A 22589-nucleotide genomic window follows, 5' to 3' on the forward strand; every position below is an offset into this window, starting at 1 on the left:
CTGCGGTTGGTCACTCTCTGGTGGTTGGTCGGTTCTGTTGGTTCGTTTCAGCTGGTCTGGTGTTGTTGGGGTGTCGGGGGCGGCGGCGGGCGTGGGCCAGGAGGATGGAGGAGAGGGCGGGGACGTGGCAGGCGGCCCGGTCCAGGGGGCGTAGGGGGCGGGGGACGTCGTGGTACGGGGCGCCGGCGATCCGGAGGACCTCGAAGCCGGAGGCGTTGAGGAAGCTGCGTAGGGCGCGGGCGGTGTAGAGGCGGAGATGGCCCACTACCTGGGTGCCGGGTCGGCCGTGGATATGGCGCAGGCTCACTTCCGAGAAGACGGGCTGGATTCCGGCGAGCAGGAGTCCGCGGTTGTACCAGGCGGCGAGGTTTGGGGTGGAGAGCATGAGGTGGCCGCCGGGTCGCAGTACGCGGTGCAGTTCGTCGAGTGCGGCATCGGGGTCGACGAGGTGCTCGACGACCTCGCTGAAGAGGACGGCGTCGGCCGAGCCCGTTGCGAACGGCAGGCCGCCGTCGGTCAGTTCGCCGCGTATGGCGGTCAGGTCGCCGGGTGTGGGGGAGGGGATACGGGGCATGGCGCGGCGCAGCGCGTCCTGGGACCAGTCGACGCCGATGAGGCGGTGACCCGGGAGGAACTCGGCAGCGGTGGCCGCTGCGGTGCCGTCGCCGCAGCCGACGTCCAGGACGATCGCGGGCCGCACCCCCGAGCGTGCGGGGCCCAGGGCGCGGGCGAGCAGTTGCGCTTGGCGTCGGCTGCGAGGGGTGCCGGATGCGACGGGTACGGCGGGGTTTTCGTAGAAGTGACGTAGTCCCAGGTGGTCTTCGGGGCTGACTGTGGAGACTTGCCCGGGGCCGGAGCCGGGGCCGGGGTCGGTGGTGGGGTGGGTCATCGGGGGGCTCCCTTGGGGGGTGCGGCGGGGCCCGGCCAGGCGGTGGCGGCGAGGGAGGAGCGGAAGAGCGCGCCGAGGCGGATGCCGGCCGAGTCGTCCAGCAGGGCGCGCGACCAGCGCAGGGCGAGCTGGATGCGTCCGCCGACGGAGACGGTGGTGATGGTGAGGCCGCGTGGGGTGCGGGCCGGGGCGGAGAACCACACCGCGGTGGGGCGGCCGGCGTCGCCGAAGTCCAGCGGGTAGGGGATGCGGCCGATGTTGGAGAGGAGGGTGGTGGAGGTCCAGGGGGCGGCGGCGGTACGGAGCGCGCGGGTGAGGGCGCCGCGCAGGCCGACGGGGAGGACCGGGGTGGTCAGGAGCGTTCCGGAGAGGCCTAGTTGGTGGCTGGGCGGGGCCGATTTGAGGGCGCGGGTGTGTGCGGCGGTACGGCGGAGCAGGCGGGCTACCGCGTCCGGGTCCGGCGGGTCGGCGGAGAGCGGTTCGGCGTCCTCGCGCTCCTCGGGGCCGAAGCCGACCGTGAGCAGCCGGGTGCCGTTGCCGATGGGCATGTCGTGGCCGCGCGGCCGGTCGTCGACGGGCATGGTGATGGTGACGGGGGTGGTGCGGCTGTTGTGCAGCCGGTTCCAGCGGGCGAGCGTCAGGCAGGTGGCGACGAGGAGTTGGTCGTTGACGGTGCACGGGGAACGGCCACCGTCCCGGGGCGGGCGGGCCGGGATGGGGAGCTCGCTGAGGAGCATGCCGTTTCCGGTTTTGTTGGTTTCGGTGTTGCCGTTGCCGTTGCCGTGGGTGTGGGTGTGGGTGTGGGTGTGGGGCGCTGGGCTGTTGTGGCTGTTGTTATCGGCGTTGTTGTTTGTTGATCGGTCTTCTGCGGGGAACCGGTTCGGCGTGTGGTGGTCTGCGGCGATGCGGGCCGGTCGGGAGGGGAAGCGGAACCTGCCGCCGGGCGGAGTGCCGCCGCTGGGCGGAGTGTCGCCGTCGGGCGGAGGGACCTCGCCGTTCCGATGGCCGCCGCCGGCGCCGGGGCCAGGGTACGGGGCGACGCCGGGGCCGGGGCCGTGTTCGGGGCCCGAGAGGCGTACGGGGGACGGGCGGGGGGAGTTGTCGGCGCCGCCGTAGAGTTCGGCGGCGGTGGCCAGTACCCGCAGGCAGGCCGGGCCGTCCAGTGCGGTGTGGTTGATCGTGAGCAGCAGCACGGTGCCGGTTGGCGGCGATTGCGGTTGGTGGTTGCCGTTGCCGTTGCCGTTGCCGTTGCCGTTGCCGTTGTCGCAGTCGCAGTCGCAGTCGCAGTCGCTGACGTTCATGCCGTCGGTAGCGTTGGTGCCGCCCGTGCCGCCCGTGCCGCCCGTGCCGTCGTTGTCGGCGACGACATCGATGACCTCCAGTCGTACCGGAGGTGCGGAGTCCAGGGGTGGGCAGTCGGTGAGGGCGCGTTCTCGGGCGCGTGCGAGGGCTTCGGGTCCTGGTGGTGGGAAGACGACAGGTTCCACGTCCGGGGCGGCGGTGAGCTGCCAGGTGTGGTGGCGGTGCCACCAACGGGCCGGCGCCTGGCGCATCAGGATGCGGGGGTGTCGGACGAGCGCCTGGTGGAACGCGGTGCGGATCCGGGCGTGATCGACGCGGCCGGGGAGGTGTACCTCGATGTGTACGGTCTCCGGCTCGTCGTCCGTCAGGCAGTGCCGGGCGATCTCGTCGACCAGGGGGAACGGGACGCGGGCGATGGCGGGTTGGCGGGGCGGTGGGCCGGGCGAGGGGGACGAGGGCGAGGCGGCGGCCGGATGCAGTGCGGTCATCGGGTCGGGCCCTCCCCGTTGCGCGGCGGCCGGCGGTGGTCGGCGTTGTCCGTCGGGCGGCGGCGGTCGGCCCAGTTGGGGCCGGCGCCCCGGGTTCGTCCGCGGGCCACGATGGGGCGGCCGACACTGGACGCGCCGGGCTCATCGGTTCGGCCCAGCGGTCGCCGGGGCAGCGCGGGCGGAGGAGGAGCGGGCGACGGAGGAGGAGTGGGCGGGGCCGGTGGTGAGGCAGGTGGTGTGGCCAAGGGGGAGGCCGGTGGTGAGGCAGGTGGTGCGGCCAGAGGGAAGGCCGGCGGTGAGGCCGGCGGTGAGGCCGGCGGTGAGGCCGGTTCGGTACGGCTCGCCGGGCGGGCCGGTACGGTCACCACTGCCGCGGCCAACCCCAGCAGCGCCAGCGCCTGCGCGACACCGCTGAAGGCACCCTCGTCGTCGGCGGTCGGCTCACCGGCGCCGAAGGCCGCGACGACCCCGGCTCCCAGCATCGCCACCAGCGCGAGCGGGACCAGCAGCGACGGCCGGAAGCGGGCCATCAGCGCCAGCAGCGGCACGATCACCGCGTACGGCCCCGCGGCCAGTGCCACCACCGCGGTGAGGGCCACGACACCCAGCACCCATGACGGTGCGGGCGGCTCGGCCTCGTACGCGGCCGATGACGAGGGCGTGACGGACGGTGGAGGCGCCGCCGCCGGCTCGCTCTCCGGCTTGCCGCGGACCGCGGCGGAGGCGATCAGCAGCAGGATGCCCAGCGCCCCGCCGATCAGCCCCAGGTCGTAGGCGGTGGCCGGCGCGTAGGTCAGCTCGATGGTGCCGCCCGCGCCCGCCGGGACCAGGAAGGCCTGTTGCCAGCCGTCCACCCGTAGCGGGGTCAGCTGCCGTCCGTGGAGCGTGGCGTGCCAGCCGTCGTTGGCGTTCTCGTACAGCTGGAGGTAGACGGCCTCGCCGGCGTCGATCCGTACGGTGCGGTGGTCACCGGACCATTCGCCGGCGGTGGCCTTCCGGGCCGGGCCGGCGGTTGCCCTGGTTCGGGCCGGGTCGGCGGTGGAGGCTGTGGTTCGGGCCGGGTCGGCGGCGGAGGGTGTGGTGCGGGCCGGGCCGGCAAGCGTCGTGGTGCGGGTGGTGGAGCCGGTGGCGGGTGCCTGGGGGTCGTCGTTCCGCGTCGCCGGGTCGCCCCGTCGCAGGGTGACGTCGGTGAGCGCCAGCGGTCCCTGGTCGCCGGCCTCGACGCGGTGTCGGCCGGACGGCAGCTCCAGCCGGCCGTCGGGGGCCTCGCCCGCGCACAACTGGACGTCGATCGGCCGGCGTTCGGTGAGGTCGCGTACGTAGCCGGAGGCCTTGGTGGCGTGCAGGACGCCGTCGACGGCGAGCATCGGGCCCTGGCCGCAGCCGACCGAGAAGCGGGCGCCGGCGGGCGGCGGTGGAGTGCGGTAGGCGTCGAGCGCCGGGATGTAGACCTCGCTGAGGCCGACCGGGAGTTGGAGGGCCTGGCCGGCGACCGGGTTGTGGAGCGTCAGCTCCTTGACCTTGCTGATGGTGATGTCGAGCCGGTCGGTGGTGATCGGGTCGAAGCGGGCCTGGCCGTTCTCGTCGACGCCTGCCGTGGCCGCCCCGTCCGGTGAGTTGATCAGGATCTGCTCCGGGCGGGTGGAGATGCCGCCGGCGGCGGCCAACACGATCTGGTCGATTTTCTTCTTGCCGGGCCAGCGCAGGTGCAGGGTGGGTTTGTCGCCGGCGATCCAGGCGGTGGTCAGGTCGCCGTCGACGAGGTTGCGGGGGCTGAGCGACTGGCCGAAGCCGAAGCTGGTGGAGTCGGCGGTGGCGGTGATGCGGTCCTTCTGGTCGGGTGCGATCCGGTCGAGGAGCCGGTCGAGTTCGGGGCCGGGGACGGGCAGCGCCGTGCCGGAGATCGCGTACGTGGCGGGGTGGCCGGTCCTGAACTGGCGGTGCAGCCCGACCTCGGCGGAGACCGGTGACAGACCGCCCGGGTCGCTGCCGCGGTGCAGCGAGACGGTCTCGGCGGGTGCGTCCGAGGACTGGGCGTCGGTGGGGAGTTGCAGCAGCCGGGTGACCTGGACGCCGGGGACGGAGATCTCGCTGAAGCCGGCGCCGGAGAGTCCGGCCCGCGGGGTCTGTGAGCCGAGGATCGTCACCTTCAGCCACTTCGCGACCCCGGGTGGGGCCTTGACCTGCTGCTTCGTCCCGTCGGGGCGCAGGGAGTCCTCGGTGCTGCCGCGGTCGGTCTGGATCCGTACGGAGGTGGGGGCGGCGCGCAGCCCGTCGCCGGGCAGGGGGGTGAGGGACAGCGTGGCGGGGACGGCGGTCGGCCGGGTGAAGGTGAGGGTGATCCACTGGCCCACGGGGTCGCCGGCGCTGCCCTCGGCCCAGGCGGTGTCGGGGTCCCCGTCGAAGGCGTTGACCGGGTCGTACTGGGGCAGGTGGAAGAGCCAGTTGCCGCTGGTGGAGGCGGTGACGGAGGCCGCGCCGCGGAGTACCGCGGTGGTCTGGTGGGCGATGCCGGTGGTGGGCAGGATCTGCCGGGGCGGCCGGCCGGGGTCCTGGACGCTGTCGGGGTGGTTGGTCTCCGTGGCGGTGTAGGTGTAGGACGTGTTGCTGTTGACGAGTCCGAAGCGGGTGTCGGCGCGGCGCAGGCCGTCGGCGGTCAGTTGGAGCGGCGCGGCGCCGAGGCCGGGGTGGTTGTCGCCGGTCAGCACGGTGGGGCGGTTGCGGAGGGTGGGGTCGGCGGACAGCTGGAGGAGGGCCTCGGGGCCGCCGCTGAGCTGTGCGGTGTCGGTGACGGCCTTGGCGGTGACCCGGCCGGGTTCGGGGGTGCCCTTCGGCTGGTAGATCTCGACGGAGCGCTGGCGCGGGTAGAGGCCCTGGATCTGTACGGGGGCCTCGGCGGGGATCCGGCCGCTGGTGGTCAGTGGGCCGAAGGCGGCCACCTTGCGGTAGCCGGAGGCCTCCAGGGTGCGTTTGACGGTCTGCGGGGGGACGTAGCCGATCTGGTCCGGGTCGAGGTCGTTGCGGACGACCACGTCGTACAGCCCGGCCCGCGCCAAGTAGTCCCGTAGGCCCGGGACTTCGGCTCCGGTGAGCAGGGCCTGCTCGACGGCGTCCAGGGCGCGGCGGGAGCCGGGGGTGCCGAAGGGGACGAAGTCGCGCTGTGCCCAGGGGGATCGGGCGAGGACGTCGAGGGGCTCGTCGATGGGCGAGCCCCAGGTGTAGATGCCGTGGGCGGTGGCGGGGACGACCAGGGCGCGGCTGTGCGGGGCGTGCCGGCCGAGCCAGCGGGCGGTCTGCTGCCAGGAGGTGGGCAGCGAGGTGAAGGCGCCGGGTTGGAGGACGGTGCCGGTGAGGAACGGCAGGGCTAGGGCGGGCAGGACGAGGACCGCGGTCAGCAGCGTCAGGACGTGGTGGCGGGCCGGGGCGCGGCGGCCGTGGTGGCGGCCGCCGGTGGCTGGTTCGTGCGGGCCGGGTGTCGCGATGGTCGGTGCGGCGGAGGCGCGTGGCGGGGCGGCGGCCGGTTCCCCGGTGGCCGGTCCGTCCGCGCTGGGTGGGGCGGCGGCCCGGGCGCCGGTGCCGCGTGCGGCGAAGGCCCGTGCGCCGGCGACCGCGAGCAGGTGGGCCAGCCCGAGGGTGAGGGCGAGGGCCAGGCCCGGGGTGAACTTGTAGATGTTGCGGAAGGGCCGCAGCCAGCCGTTCAGCCAGTCCTGCCAGGCCCCGTGGAGGGGGCCGCCGAGGGCGCCGCCGTACCCGGCCAGGGTGACGAGGGCAACGCTCAGCACGGTGAGCAGCAGCCAGCGCCGCTCGGGCAGGTCGCGGCGGGCCAGGCCGGCCAGGCCGAGCGCCGCGGCGAGCGCCGAGCCGAGCACCGCGAAGGCGTTGGCGGTCATGGTCCAGCCGGCCGGCAGCCAGGGCTTGCCGAAGTTGAGGTAGCCGACCCAGTTGCCGGCGCCGCGCAGCAGTTCGGTGGCGGACATGGTGCCGGTGGTGGTGTCGGCCTGCTCGATGAACGGCATGAAGTTCTCGCCGTGGATGCCGAGGAGCAGCAGCGGCACCACCCACCAGGCGGTGGCGAGGACGACACCGGGTAACCACCAGGCGAGCAGCCGGGTGCGGCGGGGTCCCGTACGGGAGAGCAGGTACAGGCCGACGGTGAGCAACGAGGCCAGCGTCGAGGCCGCGTTGACGCCGCCCATGAAGGGGATCAGCAGCGCCGAGCGGGTGGCCGCGGTACGGGCGCTGGTGTGCGGGTTGGTCAGCGGCAGCAGCACCCAGGGCAGCAGGGCACCGGGCAGCGCGGCGGCGGAGGTGGAGCCGATGACGATGGTGAAGGTCGGCCAGAGCGCGTAACAGGCGGCGGCCAGCAGGGGCGCGCCTCCCAGCGGAGGCCGACGGAGGGTCGGCGGGGTGCCGAAGCGCAGTCGTTCGGCCAGTCGGAGCGCGCCCCAGAACGCGGTGGTGACGATCAGCGACATCCACAGCCGCTCGGCGAGCCACACCGGGACGTGGGCCAGGTCGGCCAACCCGTAGTACGGGAGGGTGGGGAAGGCGTAGCCGATGTACTGGTCGGCGATACCGCCGAAGCCGGCCTGGTCGTGCCACAGCTGCCCGAGGTCGGCGAGGAACCTCCAGGGGGCGTAGGTGACGCCCAGCTTGGTCTCGAACGTCATCTTCCCGGGCGAGGGTGCCAGGAAGCCGACCAGGACGAGCGCCCAGAACGCCAGCAGCCAGCGGCGGCTCCGGGGCCGGCCGGGTGGCGGCGGGGCGGGAGCGGTCTGTGGCCGGTCGCCGGCGTCGGGCGAACCCGGGGACGGGGAGGGCCGCAGGGTCTGGGTCATGGCAACCGCCGGAGGATGAGGAGGAGGTTCCAGGTGGCGAACTCCCGGATGCCCGGGAGACGGGGGATGAGTTCGGCGAGGAACGGGGCGTAGCGGGAGCGTGCGGTGACGAGGGCGATGTCGTCCCGGGTCCGGACGTGCCGCAGGGTGGGGCCGATGTGGACGGCGAAGAGGTTCTGGCCGAGGGTGTGTTTGGCGTCGCGACCGGTGCGTCGGTGGTAGCGGTTACGGGCCCGTTCGGCGCCCAGGTAGTGCCAGGGGGCGGTTTCGTGGCCGCCCCAGGGGGAGAGCCAGTTGGTGAAGGCGAGGTAGATCAGCCCGCCGGGGCGGGTGATGCGGACCATTTCGCTGAGGAAGGTCTGCGGGTCGGCGACGTGTTCCAGGACGTTGGAGGAGAAGCAGACGTCGGCGGCGCCGTCGGCGAGGGGCAGCAGGTAGCCGTCGGCGATCACCGCGCCCTCGGGGGCCGTGCCGCGGGCGGTCAGCTCGGCGGCGTCCGGCTCGAAGAGGTAGCCGTGTGCGCCGCGGCGTCGGAACTCCTCGGTGAAGTGGCCGGCACCGCCGCCGACGTCGGCGACCACCGCGCCGCTCAGCGGGAGGTGGCGTTCGACCTGGTCGGCGGCGTCGACGGCGAGCAGCCGGTAGCAGTGCTCGGGGTCGGTCTGCTCCCGGAGGAAGGCGCGGAAGAGGGCGTAGGACCTGCGCAGCGAGGGGTCGCGCACCGGGGCCTCACCGCCCCGGGGGCGTGGTGAGGACGGCCTCCGCGGCGACCGCACGGAAGCTGCGGACGGTGTGGCTCCATCGGAAGCGGGCGGTGCGTTCCCGCGCGGCGGCGCCCAGCGCGGCGCGGCGCCGGGCGCTGAGCGCGAGGGTGCACCAGTGCGCGGCGAACGAGCTCTCGCCGCGGGCCAGCAGTCCGGTGACGCCGTCCTCGACGGAGTCCCGCAGGCCGGGGATGTCGAAGCCGACTGCGGGGGTGCCGCGGGCGGCGGCCTCCATGACCACCAGTCCCCAGCCCTCGACCAGCGAGGGGTGCAGCAACAGCCAGGCGGAGCAGAGCAGTTCGTGCTTGCGCTGCTCGGATATGTGGCCGGTGAAGGTGGTGTCGGGCCCGGCGAGCGCGGCCAGCCGGTCGCGCTCCGGGCCGTCGCCGACGATCACCAGCCGGCCGCCGGTCACCGGTCGGACCCGCTCCCACAGCCGCAACAGCAGATCGATCCGCTTGTACTCGACGAGCCGGCCCATGGCGAGGAACAGCGGCTCCGGCGCCTTGGGGACCAGCGGTCCCGGCTCCGCAACGCCGTTGTACACCAGGCGGATCCGGTCCTCGTCCACGCCGAGGCCGCGCAGCGCGGACGCGGTCGAACCGGAGACCGCGACGAGCAGATTGCGGCGGTGGGTACCGGCCAACGCCCAGTGTTCCAGGCGGCGGCCGAGCCGGGCGGCCGGGCCCGGGTAGCGCAGCTGCCACAGGTCCGTGTGGACGTGGTTGACCAGGCACAGTGTCGGGCCGCGATGCCACAGCGGGGCGAGGTACGGCATGCCGTTGCAGACCTCGACCAGCAGATCGCAGGGTCCGACCCGGCGGGTGAGCTGGCGCGGTGCGCGCAGGAAGTGGCCGGCGTCGCCGCCTGCGGAGACCACCCGGTAGTCGCGTTGGGCCGCGGGTCCGCCGCACAGCAGGGTGACGTCGTGGCCGTGCGCGGTGAGACCTTCGGCGATCCGGTCGACCAGCAGCTCGGAGCCGCCGGCGGCGGGGTTGCCGAGGTCGCGGCGGGCGAGGAAGACGATCCGCCGGGGGAGCGGGGGCCGGCCGTCGGTGGGGGAACCGACGGCCGGCGTGGCCTGCGTGGCCTGCGGGGTCGGCAAGGCTGGCGGTGCTGGCAGGGCCAATGGTGTCGGCAGGGCCAATGGGATTGGCGGAGCCAACGGGGTCGGCGGGGCTGGCAGGACGGGTGGCGCCGGGGGCGGCGACGGGCGTACGTGCTGGGGCATGTGCGATCCAACTCGTCTCAGGGTGCGGTACCGGCGGTGGGGGACGTACTGCGTACTGAGTCGTGCGGGTCCGTGCTGCGTCAGCGGAGCGATGCTCGGGGGGACTGGGGACTGGGGACTGGGGAACTTCGGGGCTGGGGGACTTCGGGACTCGGGGGCTGTGAGGCTGCGGGGCTGCGGGGCTGCGGACTACGGGTTGTGCGGTTGTGCGGTTGTGCGGTCGTGGTGCGGGTGTGTTCTCGTGGTGTTGCTGTGGTGAAGCGGAATTGTGCCGACCGGTGGGCCGGCCGTCTGCGTGTGGGGTGGACAGTTTTCGCTCCTCCGTTCGCGGCGGCTACTCACCGGCGTGACAAAATCCGGGCCGACCCTGACTGACGGGTCATCACTTCACGCAGCGACAAGCCTCCGGGCAACCGGGCTGCGGGATCCCCGCCCCCGCTCCTCCCGCTGTCCCCCGCTCCACCGGCTGTCCCCGCTCCTCCCGCTGCCCCTCCCCCTGCCCCTACTCCTCCCTCTGCCCCTACTCCTCCCCCTGCCCCTACTCCTCCCTCTGCCCCTACTCCTCCCTCTGCCCCTACTCCTCCCTCTGCCCCTGCTCGTCCCGCTGCCGCCGCGGACCCCGCCCGCGCGCCACCCACGCGGCCCCCGCCACCGTCAGCACCCCGCCCACCACCGCCGCTCCCACCGGCAGCGTCCGGCCCACCAGCGCCAGCTTGTCGCTGTCCGCCCGCGCCAGCCGCACCTGCGCCCGCTGCGTCGCGGGCGTGAACCGCAACCGGTCACCGTGCAGCAGGGTGACCGCGTCGCGTCGGGCGCCGGGCGCCCGCAGCGTCTTGAGCGGCGAGATGGTGGCGTCGATGATCCGGCCGGTGCGCTGCTCGACGACCAGCTCGATACCGGAGTTGGCGTACCACTCCTCGGCCTGGATCTGGCCCTGCCGCGGTCGTCCCACCAGTCGCCCGGGCACCTGTCGGCTGCCGGCTCTGGTGGGCGGCACGGTCCCGGTGAAGCGGTAGCCCCGGTAGCCCTGGACCTCCCTCGTGCCGGCGAAGCGGAGCGGTACGGCTGCGCCCAGCGTGCTGTCCCACCAGCGATAGCCCTTCTTCTGCACGTCGAAGGGGAATTTGAGGTAGGCATCGCCGTCGAAGCGGGTCGGGGCCTCCTCGCAACAGTGCACCGGGGCATTGGTCTGCCGGTCGGTGACCCAGCGCTCGGTGGTCCACTGGAAGGCCTTGCGCGGGTCCCTCAGGGGCAGCGTCTGCGGGGTGTCGACCGTAGTGGAGACGTCCCACACCGCCCGGCCACTCCGCTCGCTCTCCGCGACATCGCCCAGTACGTGCCGGGTGATGGTGATCTTCTGCCGGTCCCTGGTCCGCAGCGCCCCGGTGTCGAAGTAGCTTCCGGTGCCGGTGAAGACGGTGGTGACGTCGACGTCGATCGGGGTGACCTTGGCCCGCGGTGCGACGTACCAGGCCAGCAGGGGGGCCAGGGCCAGCAGGAAGACGCCGAGGCCCAGCACGGCGAGCGCCCCCGGCGGGGCGGCGCGTCCGGCGGCGCCGCGGCGGGCGGGGGCGCTGGATTCGGTCGTACGGGAGGGTGTGTGCGAGGGCGTGTGCGAGGGCGTACGAGCAGGCATACGGGCACTCCTGGAGGTGGTGGGGATCACGCTCTGGTGCACGTGCGGGGCGCCGGGGCACGTCCCGCGGAACGGGGCCGGACCGCCCGGGGCGCCATGGGCCGGGAACGTAGGCCAACTCTTGACAGGGCGTCAATGCCCTTCCACACTCGGCAGGCACCACGACTGGAGTGGTGCCGCGCTGTGGGACGTGGCGCCGAGCCGGCCGCGAGGCGTGCGTACGGGATGCGTGCGCAGCGGGCCGTGCCGTGTGCCGTACCAGCCTCGACGGGGACCGGCAATGGTCTCCGGCATCGACGAAGGGCCGCCGCGTCATGCACCGAACGCTCGCCGCCGCACTGACCGCATTGGCCGCCGCCGCTCTGGCGGTGGGCGTCGCCCTCGGGATCGTCACGGCGCTCCAGGCGACTCCCGAGCAGCCCAATGTGCCGCTGGTGACCTTCGACCGGACCGGCGAGTAGGCGGGCCGGTCGTGGGAGGGAGTGCCGGGGCATGGTGACTGCCGTCCGCTCGGCGTGGCGGGACGTCCCGCCGTACCAGGTGCGGCAGTTCGCCGCGCTGGCGCTGGACGAGGTGCCCTCCCTGGCGCATGACATCCTGCGCGAGATCCGTCGCGAGTACCCCCAACTGCCATTGGTTCCGGACGAGTTCGGCGAACCGCGGGCGCTGGTCGGCATCCGTCAGTCGCTGGAGCACTTCGTGGCGCACCTGGCGTCCGGTCTGGACCGTCCGCATGTGCACCCCCGGGTCTTCCAGGAGTTCGGCCGGGGCGAGGGCATCCAGGGCCGGAGCCTGGACGTGCTCCAGGCCATCTACCGGCTGGGTGTCCGGCTGGCCTGGCGCCGGCTCGCCGAGATCGGCCAGCAGGTCGCGATCCCGGCACCCGCGATGTACGAGCTCGCCGAGTCCGGCTTCGAGTACCTGGACGGGCTGGTCGCCGAGTCGGTACGCGGCTACGCCGAGGCCGCGGCCCGCCAGGCCGGTGAGCGGCTCCGACTGCAACGCCGCCTGATGGAGCAGCTGTTCACCGTCCCCGACAGGAGGAGACGGGGAACTGGCGCCGGGCCGTCTGGGCCGTCTGGGGCGTCTGGGGCGTCCGGGTCGTCTAGGTCGTCCGGGGCGTCCGGGCCGGCCGGGGCGCTGCCGGTGCTCGCCGAGCGCGCCGCGCGGATCGGCTGGTCGCTGCCCGAACGCGTCGCCGTGGCGGTCCTGCTGCGGCCGGCCCGCGAGGCGGTGGCGCCGGCCGTCGCCCCGGACGTGCTGCTGGACATGGAGTGCGAACGGCCGCGGATGGTGGTGCCGGAGCCGGACGCGCCCGGGCGGTGCGAGCTGCTGGGTCGCGCGGCGGCCGGCTGGTCGGGCGCGATCGGCCCCGCCGTACCGCTGCTGGACGCCGCGAAGTCGCTGCGCTGGGCCGGCGCAGCGGTCGACCTGATGGAGCGCGGGCTGCTGCCCGCGGGGGAGCTGTTGCAGTGCACCGAGCACACCGAGGCGCTCGTCCTGCTGCCGCCCGAGGAGCTGATCGACGACCTCACCCGCCGCCGCCTCGCGCCCCTGGACAGCTGTGGCCCCACCCACGGACGGCGGCTCGAGGAGACCCTGCTCGCCTGGCTGGAGACCCGCGGCGGGGCTCCCGAGATCGCCGCGCGACTCGGCGTCCACCCACAGACCGTGCGCTACCGGTTGCGCCAGATACGGGAGTTATGGGGCGCAGAGATGGACGACCCGGACCGCCGCTTCGAACTGGAACTGGTGCTACGTGCCCGCCGGCTACGCGGGGAACTCACCTGAGCCCCGGGGACTGCCACCTCGCCCCGCTTCATTGGGCGGCCACCTCGCCCCACCCCGCCCGCCATGTTGGGCTGCTTCACTGCGCTGCACTGCCGTCCCGCCTCACCGCGTCGGACTGCCGCCGTCGCCCCGCCTCGCCGCGTCGGACTGCCGCCGTCGCCCCGCCTCGTCGCCCCGCCTCGCCGCGTCGGACGTCCGCTGTCGCCCCGCCGTGTTGGGCTGTGCCGCCCCGCCGGGCCGCCGTCCCGTCCCGCCTCGCTGCGTCGGAATGCCACCCCGCCCCACCACGTTGTGGCCCCGCAGGGGGCGCATGCATCCCCTACGGGAAGTGTTCGCCTACCCCCTACGTGTCCCGTTAGGTGTCCCGCTAGGCGTCTCGCTAGGTGTCCCGCCCTCCGCCGCCCGCCGCTCGACCAGCACCTCCATCCCGTCGAGGATGCGGGCCAGCCCGAACTCGAAGAGGGTGTCCAGGTTCAGCAGGCCCTCCTCGGTCCCGGACATCTCCGCGTACATCGGGTACGAACCGGAGCTGAGGATGCCCTCGAAGGTCGGCTCCATCGCCGCCATCCACTGGCTCTGGTCCAACCCGGTCTCCTGTTCGGCCTCCAGGTCCTCCTCCAGGCCGGCGGCGGTGGACAGGACGAAGCTCAGCAGCGTCAGGGCCATGTGGATCAGGGTCAACGGGTCCATCCCGGTCACCCGCGCCATGGTCCACTCGATCAGCGCCATCGCCCGCGGCATCGGCCGCGGCCGGGTCAGGGACAGGTACTGCGCCAGCCAGGGGTGCCGGTGGTAGAGCTCCCATTGCAGCCGCGCGCCGGCCGCCATCCGGTCGCGCCAGCCCTCCGGTGCGGGTTCGGGGAGTTCGATCTCCTCGAACACGGCGTCCGCCATCAGCAGCACCAACTCGTCCTTGTTGGCCACGTGCCGGTAGAGCGCCATCGAGGACACCCCGAACTCGGCGGCGACCCGGCGCATCGACAGCGCCCGCAGCCCCTCGGCGTCGGCGACCTTGACCGCGGCCCGAACGACCCGGTCGCGGCTCAGCCCGCTGTCCGCCTCGCGCGGCCGCCGCTCACCTGCGGCCTCGCCGCGGGCGGCCCGCGGCGGCGGGGCCTGCGGATGCGGTTCCGGTTCGGCGACCACCGTGCCCACGCCCGGTACGGCCCGCACCAGTCCCTCCTGGCGCAGCGTCGTCAGCACCTTGGTGGCCGTCGCCATCGCCACGCCCCACTCCTGGGTGATCCGCCGGGTCGACGGCACCCGGTCGCCGGGCGCCAGCTCGCCGGCGTCGATCCGGCGCCGGATCTCCTCGACGATCCGGCGATAGGGCGGAATGGACTGCTCCACCTGTTCCACCTGTTCCACCTGCTCCACGGGGCAACCTCCGTACTAGTGCACCAGGGTGGTCTCGCCGCCTGCGAGCGTAGCAGCGTGTGCCCCACCAGCGTCTTGCACTAGGTGAGTGCACTAGTGTGATGTACCTCCAACGCCCCTGCTGCGCATGCTGTTTGCACTGTAAGCGCACACTGCTTACCGTGTCAGCCATGTCGTTTACTGCGTACACGCCTGCCTCCGTGCCGGCGCCGCCGGCCGGCCGCCGGGAGTGGACCGCGCTGGCGGTCCTCCTGCTGCCCTGCCTCCTCGTCTCGATGGACGTCTCGGTGCTCTACTTCGCGGTGCCGTTCCTCACCGCCGAACTGGAGCCCAGCAGCGTCCAGCAGCTGTGGATCCTGGACGTCTACGGCTTCGTCCTGGCCGGCCTGCTCATCACCATGGGCGCCCTGGGCGACCGCATCGGACGGCGCCGGCTGCTGCTGTCCGGCGCCCTCCTCTTCGGCCTGGCCTCCGCGCTCGCCGCCTACGCCCGGAGCGCCGAGATGCTGATCGCCGCCCGGGCGTTGCTCGGGGTCGGCGGCGCGACTCTGATGCCCTCCACGCTGGCGCTGATCCGCAACCTCTTCCACGACGCCAAGCAGCGCGGCAAGGCGGTCGCGATCTGGTCGGTGGCGACGACGGGCGGGATCGCGATCGGGCCGGTGCTCAGCGGGGTGCTGCTGGAACACTTCTGGTGGGGCTCGGTCTTCCTGATCAACGCACCGGCGATGGTGCTGCTGCTGGTCTGCGGCCCGCTGTTGCTGCCGGAGTTCAAGAACCCGGCGGCCGGCCGCTTCGACCTGCCCGGCTCGCTGCTGTCCCTGCTCACCATGCTGCCGATCGTCTACGGCATCAAGGAGACGGCCCGCAACGGCCTGGCCGCGCCGCCCGTCATCGCCCTGGTCGTCGGCCTGTTGGCCGGCGCGGCGTTCGTCCACCGCCAGCGCACCGCCCGACACCCCATGCTCGACCTGGAGTTGTTCCGGCACCGCGGGTTCAGCGTCTCGGTGCTGATGAACCTGCTGGCGATGTTCGCCGTCGTCGGCTGCGCGGTGTTCTTCACCCAGTACCTGCAAACCGTACGGGGCATGAGCCCACTGGAGGCGGCGCTGTGGAACCTGCTGCCGACGCTCGCGGTGGGCGGCATGGCGCCGATGGCCACCGTGCTCGCCCAGAAGATGGACCGGGCGTACGTCATCGCCCTGGGTTTCACCGTCGCGGCCGGCGGCTTCGTCTGGCTGTCGTGGCTGGAGCCGGGTTCGGCCCTCTGGTACGTCCTGGTGGGCTCGTCGGTCTACGCCTCGGGCCTGGTGATGGTGATGTCCCTCGGGAACGAACTCGCCATCGGCGTCGCACCGCCCGAACGGGCCGGCTCCGCGTCGGCGGTCCTGGAGTCCGGCACCGAACTGGGCGGCGCACTGGGCATGGCGATCCTGGGCAGCATCGGGAGCGCGGTCTACCGCGGTCGCATGGACGACGCACTGCCCGCCGGGCTCCCCTCCGGGACGGCCGATGCGGTGCGCGAGACCCTGGCCGGCGCCGCCGCGGTGGCCGGCCACCTTCCCGGCCGGGTCGGCGGGGCGCTGCTGACGGCGGCCCGGTCGGCCTTCATGGACGGGCTTCAGACGGCGGTGCTGGGTGCCGCGGGCGTGATGGTGCTCGGCGCGGTGCTGGCGGTGGCGTTGCTACGAGGCCTGCGTACCACGGGAGCCGAAGGCGAGGGGGGCGACGCGAGCGACGAGGCTACGGCCACCGCCCTCTCCACCACCCCCGGGCCCGCCGCGGCCCCCGGATCGGTCAGCTGAAGTCCAACTCGCCGGTGCGGGTCCGCTTGAGCTCGAAGAACCTGTCGTAGCCGGCGAGGAGGCGGGTGCCGTCGAAGATCCGCACCGCGTCCTCGCCACGCGGAATGGCCGTCAGGACGGGGCCGAAGAACGCCACCCCGTCGATATGGATCGTGGGCGTGCCGACGTCCTCGCCGACCGGGTCCATGCCCTGGTGGTGGCTCTTGCGCAGCGCATCGTCGTAGGCCTCGCTGCCGGCCGCGTGGGCCAGCCCGGCCGGCAGCCCGACCTCGGCCAGCGCCTCCTCGATGACGGTGGCGGTGTCCTCGCGCCCGTTGGTGTGGATACGGGTGCCGAGCGCGGTGTACAGGTCGCGCAGTACGTCCTCGCCGTGCTCCTGGGCGGCCGCGATGCACACCCGCACCGGGCCCCAGCCCACGTCCAGCAGTTCGCGGTACTTCTCGGGGAGGTCCGTGCGGCCTTCGTTGAGCACGGACAGGCTCATCACCCGGAACCGCAGGTCGAGGTCCCGGTGGCGCTCGACCTCCAGGATCCAGCGCGAGGAGATCCAGGCGAACGGGCAGATGGGGTCGAAGTAGAAGTCGACGGAGGGGCGGACGCTCGGGCCGGCCGTGCGGCCGGGGCTCGGGTTGTTCATACGCCGAGACTAGGGGGCCACCGGCCCGGTCGCCCGGTCCACCTGGCGGCCGTGATCCTGGGCCATTTTGCCGGCCCCGCGCAGTCGGCCGCACGGCTCGCTCGGCCTGCCTCTTCACCCCATGCGACCCAGCACGGCCCAATACGGCCCAGCACGGCCCATTCGCCGCGCTCAGCCCGGTCGCCGCACTCGGCCCACTCGGCTCACTCCGCCCACTCGGCTCACTCCGCCCACTCGGCCCGCTCGGCTCACTCGGCCCGCTCGGGCGCGACGCCCAGCATCTGCTGGAGCAGCTGCTTGAGCAGGGCGCGCTCGGCGACCGTCAGCCTACCGAGGGGTTCACGGGCGAAGTTGAGCGAGGTGCGCAGCGCCTCGGCCGTACGCGCGCCCTCGGTCGTCGCGGCGGCCAGCTTGATGCGGCGGTCGGCCGGGTCGGGGCGGCGCTCGACCAGGCCACGGGACTCCAGACGGTCCACGATGCCGGTGACGTTCGACGGCTCGCACTTCAGACACTGGGCGATCTTGCGCATGGGTTGCGGCCCGACCGAGAGCAGATGGAGCACCCGGGCCTGCGTGCCGGTGAGGGAGTGCTCGGCCGCGGCGTGCTCGTACTCCTCGTGGTAGCGGGCCACGACGGTGCCGATGAGATCGACGACCTCGATGGTCAAGGGGTCTGCGCGCGGTGTCATACGCACCAGGATACCCAAATGCTTGACAACATGAAATATCGAGGCCCATTATTGTTTCAGCATCTGAAGTATTAGGAAGGACCGCGCTCATGTCTGCACTGCCCACGAACGGCCGCGAATGGCACCTCGTCGCCCGCCCGCACGGCTGGCCCACCCCGGAGGACTTCGCGCTGCGCGAGGCCGCGGTGCCCGAGGTCGGCGAGGGCCAGATCCTCGTCCGCAACAAGCACTTCTCGGTCGACCCGTACATGCGCGGCCGGATGAACGACGTGAAGTCCTACGTCCCGCCCTTCCAGCTGGACAAGCCGATGGACGGCGGCGCGGTCGGTGAGGTCATCGCCTCGCGCGCCGATTCCCTGGCCGTCGGCGACCACGTACTGCACGGTCTCGGCTGGCGCGAGTACGCGGTCCTGGACGCCGAGCGCGCCGCCAAGGTCGACGTGTCCCTCGCCCCCCTCACCGCCTATCTCGGCGTGCTGGGCATGCCCGGCCTGACCGCGTACGCGGGCCTGCTGGAGGTGGCGTCCTTCAAGGAGGGCGACGCGGTCTTCGTGTCCGGCGCGGCCGGCGCGGTGGGCAGTGAGGTCGGCCAGATCGCCAAGCTCAAGGGCGCCTCCCGGGTCATCGGCTCGGCCGGTTCCGACGAGAAGGTCAAGCTCCTGGTCGAGGAGTACGGCTTCGACGCGGCCTTCAACTACAAGAACGGCAATGTCACGGACCAGCTCAAGGCGGCCGCACCCGACGGCATCGACGTCTACTTCGACAACGTCGGCGGTGACCACCTCGAAGCGGCCATCTCCACCCTCAAGGTCCACGGACGTGCGGCCATCTGCGGCATGATCTCGATGTACAACGCCACCGAGCCCAGCCCCGCGCCGCGCAACCTGGCCTTGGTGATCGGCAAGCGGCTGCGCCTCCAGGGCCTGCTGGTCGGCGACCACTACGGCCTCCAGTCGAAGTTCGTCGAGGAGGTCTCGGCCTGGATCCGCTCCGGTGAGCTCAAGTACAGCGAGACCAAGGTGTCCGGTATCGAGAACGGCGTGGAGGCCTTCCTCGGCCTGCTCCGCGGTGAGAACACCGGAAAGATGATCGTGAGCCTGGAGGGCTGACGACCCTCGGCGACGGTCGATCAGCGGCCCCGCCTCCGGTCCGGTCCGGTCGGTCCGGGGGCGGGGAGGGGCGGAGCCCTCTTGCGTCCGCCCGTTAGGCTCGGGGTGAGCCGTCGCGATCCGTGGGCGCGAGTCGCGGCGAAACACAGGAGGATTTCGTATGTCCATCCAGACCGTCGACGTCGTCTACACCGCCGTCGCCACTGCTGAGAACGGCCGTGACGGCCGCGTCGCCAGCGATGACGGCAAGCTCGACGTGGTCGTCAACCCGCCCAGGGAGCAGGGTGGTAGCGGCGCCGGCACCAACCCCGAGCAGCTCTTCGCGGCCGGTTACAGCGCCTGCTTCCAGGGAGCGCTCAGCGTCGTCGCCCGCCGGGAGAACGCGGACGTGTCCGGCTCCCGGGTGACCGCCAAGGTCGGCATCGGCAAGACCCCGGACGGCGGTTTCGGCCTCACGGTCGAGATCTCCGCCTCGATTCCGAACGTGGACGCGGCCACCGCCCAGGACCTCGTGGAGAAGGCACACCAGGTCTGCCCGTACTCCCACGCCACCCGCGGCAACATCGACGTCAAGCTGAGCGTTGCCTGATCTGCATCGACATCAAGCTGGGCGTGGTCTGGTGTCCGTCGATGTCGAGCTGGGCGTCGTCTGGTGCCCGTCGATGTCGAGCGGAGTGTCTTCTGACGCGCGTTGACGTCCGGCTGGGCGTCGCTTGATCCGTCGCTGACCGGAGAACCGGCGAACCAACCGGCGAACCGGAGAATCGGTGCCAGGGGTCGCATCCCATGACGGGGTGCGGCCCCTGGCGCGTAGATGCCCGCAGGGGCGTTGCAGGGGCGGCTTAGGGATGCCGTAAGGGCGCCGTAGGGGTGCCGCTCAGTCGGCGTGCCGGCGCCCCAACTCGCGCTGTTCTCGGCGGACTTCATCGCCCCCCTTGCTCCCGCCTCCGGTTCGGCCGCCACTCCGTTGTGATGTGGGCCACCTTCACGGCGTCTTGACGTACCCGCCGTGTAATCGATTTCGTAGCCCCTGCACACCCTCAAGAAATCGATTACACGCTGACATCGCGATCCGCGAAGCCGTCCGGCCCGGGCGGTGCCCGGTCGCACGGACGGAACGGCAACGGCGCCATGGCGAACATCAAGGATGTGGCGGAGCGGGCAGGGGTCTCCGTCGCCACCGTCTCCCGGGTGCTCAACGGCCACAGCCCGGTCGCCGAGACCCGTGAGCGGGTGCTCGCCGCGGTACGCGAGCTGGGCTACCGCCCCAACAACGTCGCCCGCGCCCTGCGCACCGCGCGCACCGGCGCACTCGGCCTGATCATCAGCGACCTCACTAACCCGTTCTTCACCGAGCTGGCCGACGCGGTCGAGGACGCCGCCCGGAGCCTCGGCTACAGCCTGGTCATCGGCAACGCCGGCGAGCGCCCCGAGCAGCAGGACGACTACATCCGCACCCTGCTCGACCGCCGGATCGACGGCCTGTTGGTGAGCTCGGCCGGTACCGGCTCGGCCATGCTCACCGAGGTCGTCGCCTCCGGTACCCCGCTGGTCCTACTGGACCGCACCGTGCCCGGCGTCGACGCGCCCTGTGTCCGCGCCGACGGTGGCGCCGCACTCACCGAACTCGCCGCCCGATTCGCCGCGCTCGGCCGCCGCCGGCCCGCGATCATCGTCGCCCCGGCGGGCACCCCCACCGGCGACGAGCGCCTCGACCTCTTCCGTACGGCGCTGGCCGCACACGGCCTGGACCTGCCCGACGAACGCGTCGGTGCCACCCCCGACCTCCAGCACACCGGCGGCCGGCGGGTGATGCGCGATTTCCTCGACCTCCCCGAGCCGCCGGACGCGGTGCTGGCCACCGACAACCTGATGGCCCTCGGCGCGATGGACGAACTCCGTGCCCGCGGGCTGCGGGTCCCCGACGACATGGCGCTGGTGGTCTACGACGACGTGCCGTGGTTCGCGCACACCGATCCGCCGCTCACCGCCATCGCCCAACCCACCCGCGAACTGGGCCGGGCCGCCGTACACGCCCTGCTGGAACGGATCGAGGGCCGGCCCGTGGAGTCGGTGCTGCTGCCGGCCCGGCTCGTCACCCGCCGCTCGTGCGGCGAACCGGCCGCCCCCTGAGCCCTGCCCCGCCACCGGGGCGAGCCCACCGGGTGCCTCCCACCGGGGCCGTCCCACCGGGTCCCGGCCGACGGCGGTCCCGGCCCGCCGGGCCCCGCCACCCAGCACGACACGCAGCACCACACCCAGCGCGACACCCAGCACGTCACCCGAAGAGTTCCACCCCGAGAACGTCCACCCGAACGAGAGAGGGGCAGCGCATGACCGGCGTCAACGACGACGTACCGGGCGGCCGCGAACTGCTGTGCGTGGAGGGGGTGACGAAGTCGTTCCCGGGCGTCCGCGCCCTGGACGGCGTGGACCTCAGCCTGCGCACCGGCGAGGTGCACGTCCTGCTCGGCGAGAACGGCGCGGGCAAGAGCACCCTGATCAAGATGCTCTCCGGCGCCCACCGCCCCGACACGGGCCGCATCCTCGTGGACGGCGGGCGGAACGGCGCCCACAGCGGTCTGCACGAGGTGCCCATCCGCTCCGCGCAGGACGCCGAACGCCTCGGCATCGCCACCATCTACCAGGAGTTCAACCTCGTCCCCGGGCTGACCGTCGCCGAGAACATCTTCCTGGGCCGCCAGCCGCGCACCGCGCTCGGCCTGGTCGACCGGAAGGCCATGCGGGCGCGGGCCGCCGAGCTGCTCCACCGGGTACGCCTCGACGTCTCCCCGAACACCCCGGTGGCCGAACTGGGCATCGCCCGGAGGCAGATGGTCGAGATCGCCAAGGCGCTCAGCCTGCGGGCGCGCGTCCTGATCATGGACGAGCCGACCGCGGTCCTCACCTCCGAGGAGGTCCAGACGCTCTTCGCGATCGTCCGCGAGCTGCGCGACGCCGGCGTCGGCATCCTCTTCATCACCCACCACCTGGAGGAGATCGGCGCGCTCGGCGACCGGGTCACCGTCCTGCGCGACGGCCGCTCGGTGGCCGAGGTGCCCGCCGACACCGACGAGGACGAGCTGATCCGCCTCATGGTCGGCCGGGACATCGCCGAGCAGTACCCCCGGCAGCGCCCCGACGGCCCGGGCGCGCCGCTGCTGCGGGTCCGCGGGCTGACCCGCCACGGTGCCACGGCCGGGCCGGTCTTCGAGGGCATCGACTTCGAGGTGCGGGCCGGTGAGGTGGTGGGCCTGGCCGGCCTGGTCGGTGCCGGCCGTACCGAGGTCGCCCGGGCCGTCTTCGGTGTGGACGGCTATGACGCCGGCACCGTCGAGATCGACGGCGAGGAGCTGGCCCGCGGCGACGTACGGGCCGCGATGCGTGCCGGACTCGGCCTCGTACCGGAGGACCGCAAGGGCCAGGGCCTGGTCCTGGACGCGTCGCTCCAGGACAACCTCACCCTCGCCCGCCTCGACCGCGACACCCGCGGCGGCCTGGTGGACCGCGGCGCCCAGCGGCGTCGGGCGGCCACCGTCGCCGAGCAGTTGAAGGTACGGATGAGCGGCCTGGCGCAGCATGCGCGGACGCTCTCGGGCGGCAACCAGCAGAAGATCGTCATCGGCAAGTGGCTGCTGGCGGACACCAGGGTGCTGATCCTCGACGAGCCCACCCGCGGTATCGACGTCGGTGCCAAGGTCGAGATCTACCAGCTCATCAACGAACTGACGGCGTCCGGCCGCGCGGTGCTGATGATCTCCAGCGATCTGCCGGAGGTGCTCGGGATGAGCGACCGGGTGCTGGTGATGTCCCAGGGCCGGTTGACCGGTGAGCTGTCGGCCGAAGAGGCCACCCAGGACGCCGTGATGGAGCTGGCGCTCCGGTCATCGGACGGCACCCCGTCTTCGAACGGCACCCGGCCATCGGACGGCACCCCGTCTTCGGACAGCACCCACAAGAGCAACGACCCCAACGAGAGCGCGAGGGAGAGCTTCGATGTCCGCTGAGATCAAGGAAGCGGCCGCAGCCGAGG

General features: G+C 72.9%; 16 protein-coding genes. 7 read left to right on the forward strand and 9 right to left on the reverse strand.

Annotated features, from left to right (window positions below; translation table 11 throughout):
* Positions 1 to 10: 10 nt before the first annotated feature.
* The 6 genes from AB0C96_RS21125 to AB0C96_RS21150 form a co-directional block, all read right to left on the reverse strand.
* On the reverse strand, positions 11 to 889 hold the full coding sequence (locus AB0C96_RS21125; protein ID WP_362919204.1) for a class I SAM-dependent methyltransferase: 879 nt from the start codon (positions 887 to 889) through the stop codon (positions 11 to 13).
* Positions 886 to 2679 (reverse strand): condensation protein, encoded by a 1794-nt coding sequence (locus tag AB0C96_RS21130; RefSeq protein ID WP_362919205.1) that lies wholly within the window; start codon positions 2677 to 2679, stop codon positions 886 to 888. Before AB0C96_RS21130 ends, AB0C96_RS21125 begins: the two co-directional genes overlap by 4 nt.
* Positions 2676 to 7517 carry an alpha-(1->3)-arabinofuranosyltransferase family protein gene (locus AB0C96_RS21135; RefSeq protein ID WP_362919206.1) on the reverse strand — a complete coding sequence of 1614 codons (4842 nt, stop codon included), beginning with the start codon at positions 7515 to 7517 and terminating at the stop codon, positions 2676 to 2678. The genes AB0C96_RS21130 and AB0C96_RS21135 overlap by 4 nt, the downstream gene beginning before the upstream one ends.
* On the reverse strand, positions 7514 to 8239 hold the full coding sequence (locus AB0C96_RS21140) for a class I SAM-dependent methyltransferase (RefSeq protein ID WP_362919207.1): 726 nt from the start codon (positions 8237 to 8239) through the stop codon (positions 7514 to 7516). Before AB0C96_RS21140 ends, AB0C96_RS21135 begins: the two co-directional genes overlap by 4 nt.
* A gap of 7 nt (positions 8240 to 8246) precedes the next feature.
* Positions 8247 to 9512 (reverse strand): glycosyltransferase family 4 protein, encoded by a 1266-nt coding sequence (locus tag AB0C96_RS21145; RefSeq protein WP_362919208.1) that lies wholly within the window; start codon positions 9510 to 9512, stop codon positions 8247 to 8249.
* Positions 9513 to 10086: 574 nt separating this feature from the next.
* The gene (locus tag AB0C96_RS21150; protein ID WP_362919209.1) at positions 10087 to 11148 is read right to left on the reverse strand and encodes a DUF3068 domain-containing protein; all 1062 of its coding nucleotides are present in this window, start codon (positions 11146 to 11148) and stop codon (positions 10087 to 10089) included.
* 314 nt (positions 11149 to 11462) lie between these two features.
* Between AB0C96_RS21150 and AB0C96_RS21155 the strand changes: the two genes are divergently transcribed.
* Positions 11463 to 11609 (forward strand): hypothetical protein, encoded by a 147-nt coding sequence (locus tag AB0C96_RS21155; protein WP_362919210.1) that lies wholly within the window; start codon positions 11463 to 11465, stop codon positions 11607 to 11609.
* A gap of 31 nt (positions 11610 to 11640) precedes the next feature.
* Positions 11641 to 12939 carry a helix-turn-helix domain-containing protein gene (locus tag AB0C96_RS21160; protein WP_362919211.1) on the forward strand — a complete coding sequence of 433 codons (1299 nt, stop codon included), beginning with the start codon at positions 11641 to 11643 and terminating at the stop codon, positions 12937 to 12939.
* 336 nt (positions 12940 to 13275) lie between these two features.
* Here AB0C96_RS21160 and AB0C96_RS21165 read toward each other — a convergent pair whose 3' ends face one another.
* Complete coding sequence (locus AB0C96_RS21165) at positions 13276 to 14316, reverse strand: TetR/AcrR family transcriptional regulator C-terminal domain-containing protein (protein WP_362919212.1); 1041 nt, start codon at positions 14314 to 14316, stop codon at positions 13276 to 13278.
* 170 nt (positions 14317 to 14486) lie between these two features.
* Here AB0C96_RS21165 and AB0C96_RS21170 point away from each other — a divergent pair, with 170 nt between their 5' ends.
* The gene (locus tag AB0C96_RS21170) at positions 14487 to 16121 is read left to right on the forward strand and encodes an MFS transporter (protein ID WP_362919213.1); all 1635 of its coding nucleotides are present in this window, start codon (positions 14487 to 14489) and stop codon (positions 16119 to 16121) included.
* Here the strand turns inward: AB0C96_RS21170 and AB0C96_RS21175 are convergent.
* Complete coding sequence (locus AB0C96_RS21175; RefSeq protein WP_362919214.1) at positions 16114 to 16758, reverse strand: disulfide bond formation protein DsbA; 645 nt, start codon at positions 16756 to 16758, stop codon at positions 16114 to 16116. The two genes, AB0C96_RS21170 and AB0C96_RS21175, sit on opposite strands and share 8 nt — an antisense overlap.
* Before the next feature lie 248 nt (positions 16759 to 17006).
* Positions 17007 to 17447 (reverse strand): MarR family transcriptional regulator, encoded by a 441-nt coding sequence (locus tag AB0C96_RS21180; RefSeq protein ID WP_362919215.1) that lies wholly within the window; start codon positions 17445 to 17447, stop codon positions 17007 to 17009.
* A gap of 89 nt (positions 17448 to 17536) precedes the next feature.
* On the opposite strand from AB0C96_RS21180, the gene AB0C96_RS21185 reads away from it, so the two are divergent.
* From AB0C96_RS21185 to AB0C96_RS21200, 4 genes are all read left to right on the forward strand, one after another.
* Complete coding sequence (locus tag AB0C96_RS21185) at positions 17537 to 18556, forward strand: NADP-dependent oxidoreductase (RefSeq protein ID WP_362919216.1); 1020 nt, start codon at positions 17537 to 17539, stop codon at positions 18554 to 18556.
* A gap of 160 nt (positions 18557 to 18716) precedes the next feature.
* Positions 18717 to 19145, forward strand: a complete 429-nt coding sequence (locus AB0C96_RS21190; RefSeq protein WP_362919217.1) for an organic hydroperoxide resistance protein — start codon at positions 18717 to 18719, stop codon at positions 19143 to 19145.
* A 542-nt stretch (positions 19146 to 19687) separates the two neighbouring features.
* Positions 19688 to 20689, forward strand: coding sequence for a LacI family DNA-binding transcriptional regulator (locus tag AB0C96_RS21195; protein WP_362919218.1), 1002 nt, complete (start codon positions 19688 to 19690; stop codon positions 20687 to 20689).
* Between the two features lie 200 nt (positions 20690 to 20889).
* Complete coding sequence (locus tag AB0C96_RS21200; RefSeq protein WP_362919219.1) at positions 20890 to 22563, forward strand: sugar ABC transporter ATP-binding protein; 1674 nt, start codon at positions 20890 to 20892, stop codon at positions 22561 to 22563.
* Positions 22564 to 22589: the final 26 nt, after the last annotated feature.

It is taken from the genome of Streptomyces sp. NPDC048506 (genome assembly GCF_040651315.1).
Classification (GTDB): Bacteria; Actinomycetota; Actinomycetes; order Streptomycetales; family Streptomycetaceae; genus Streptomyces.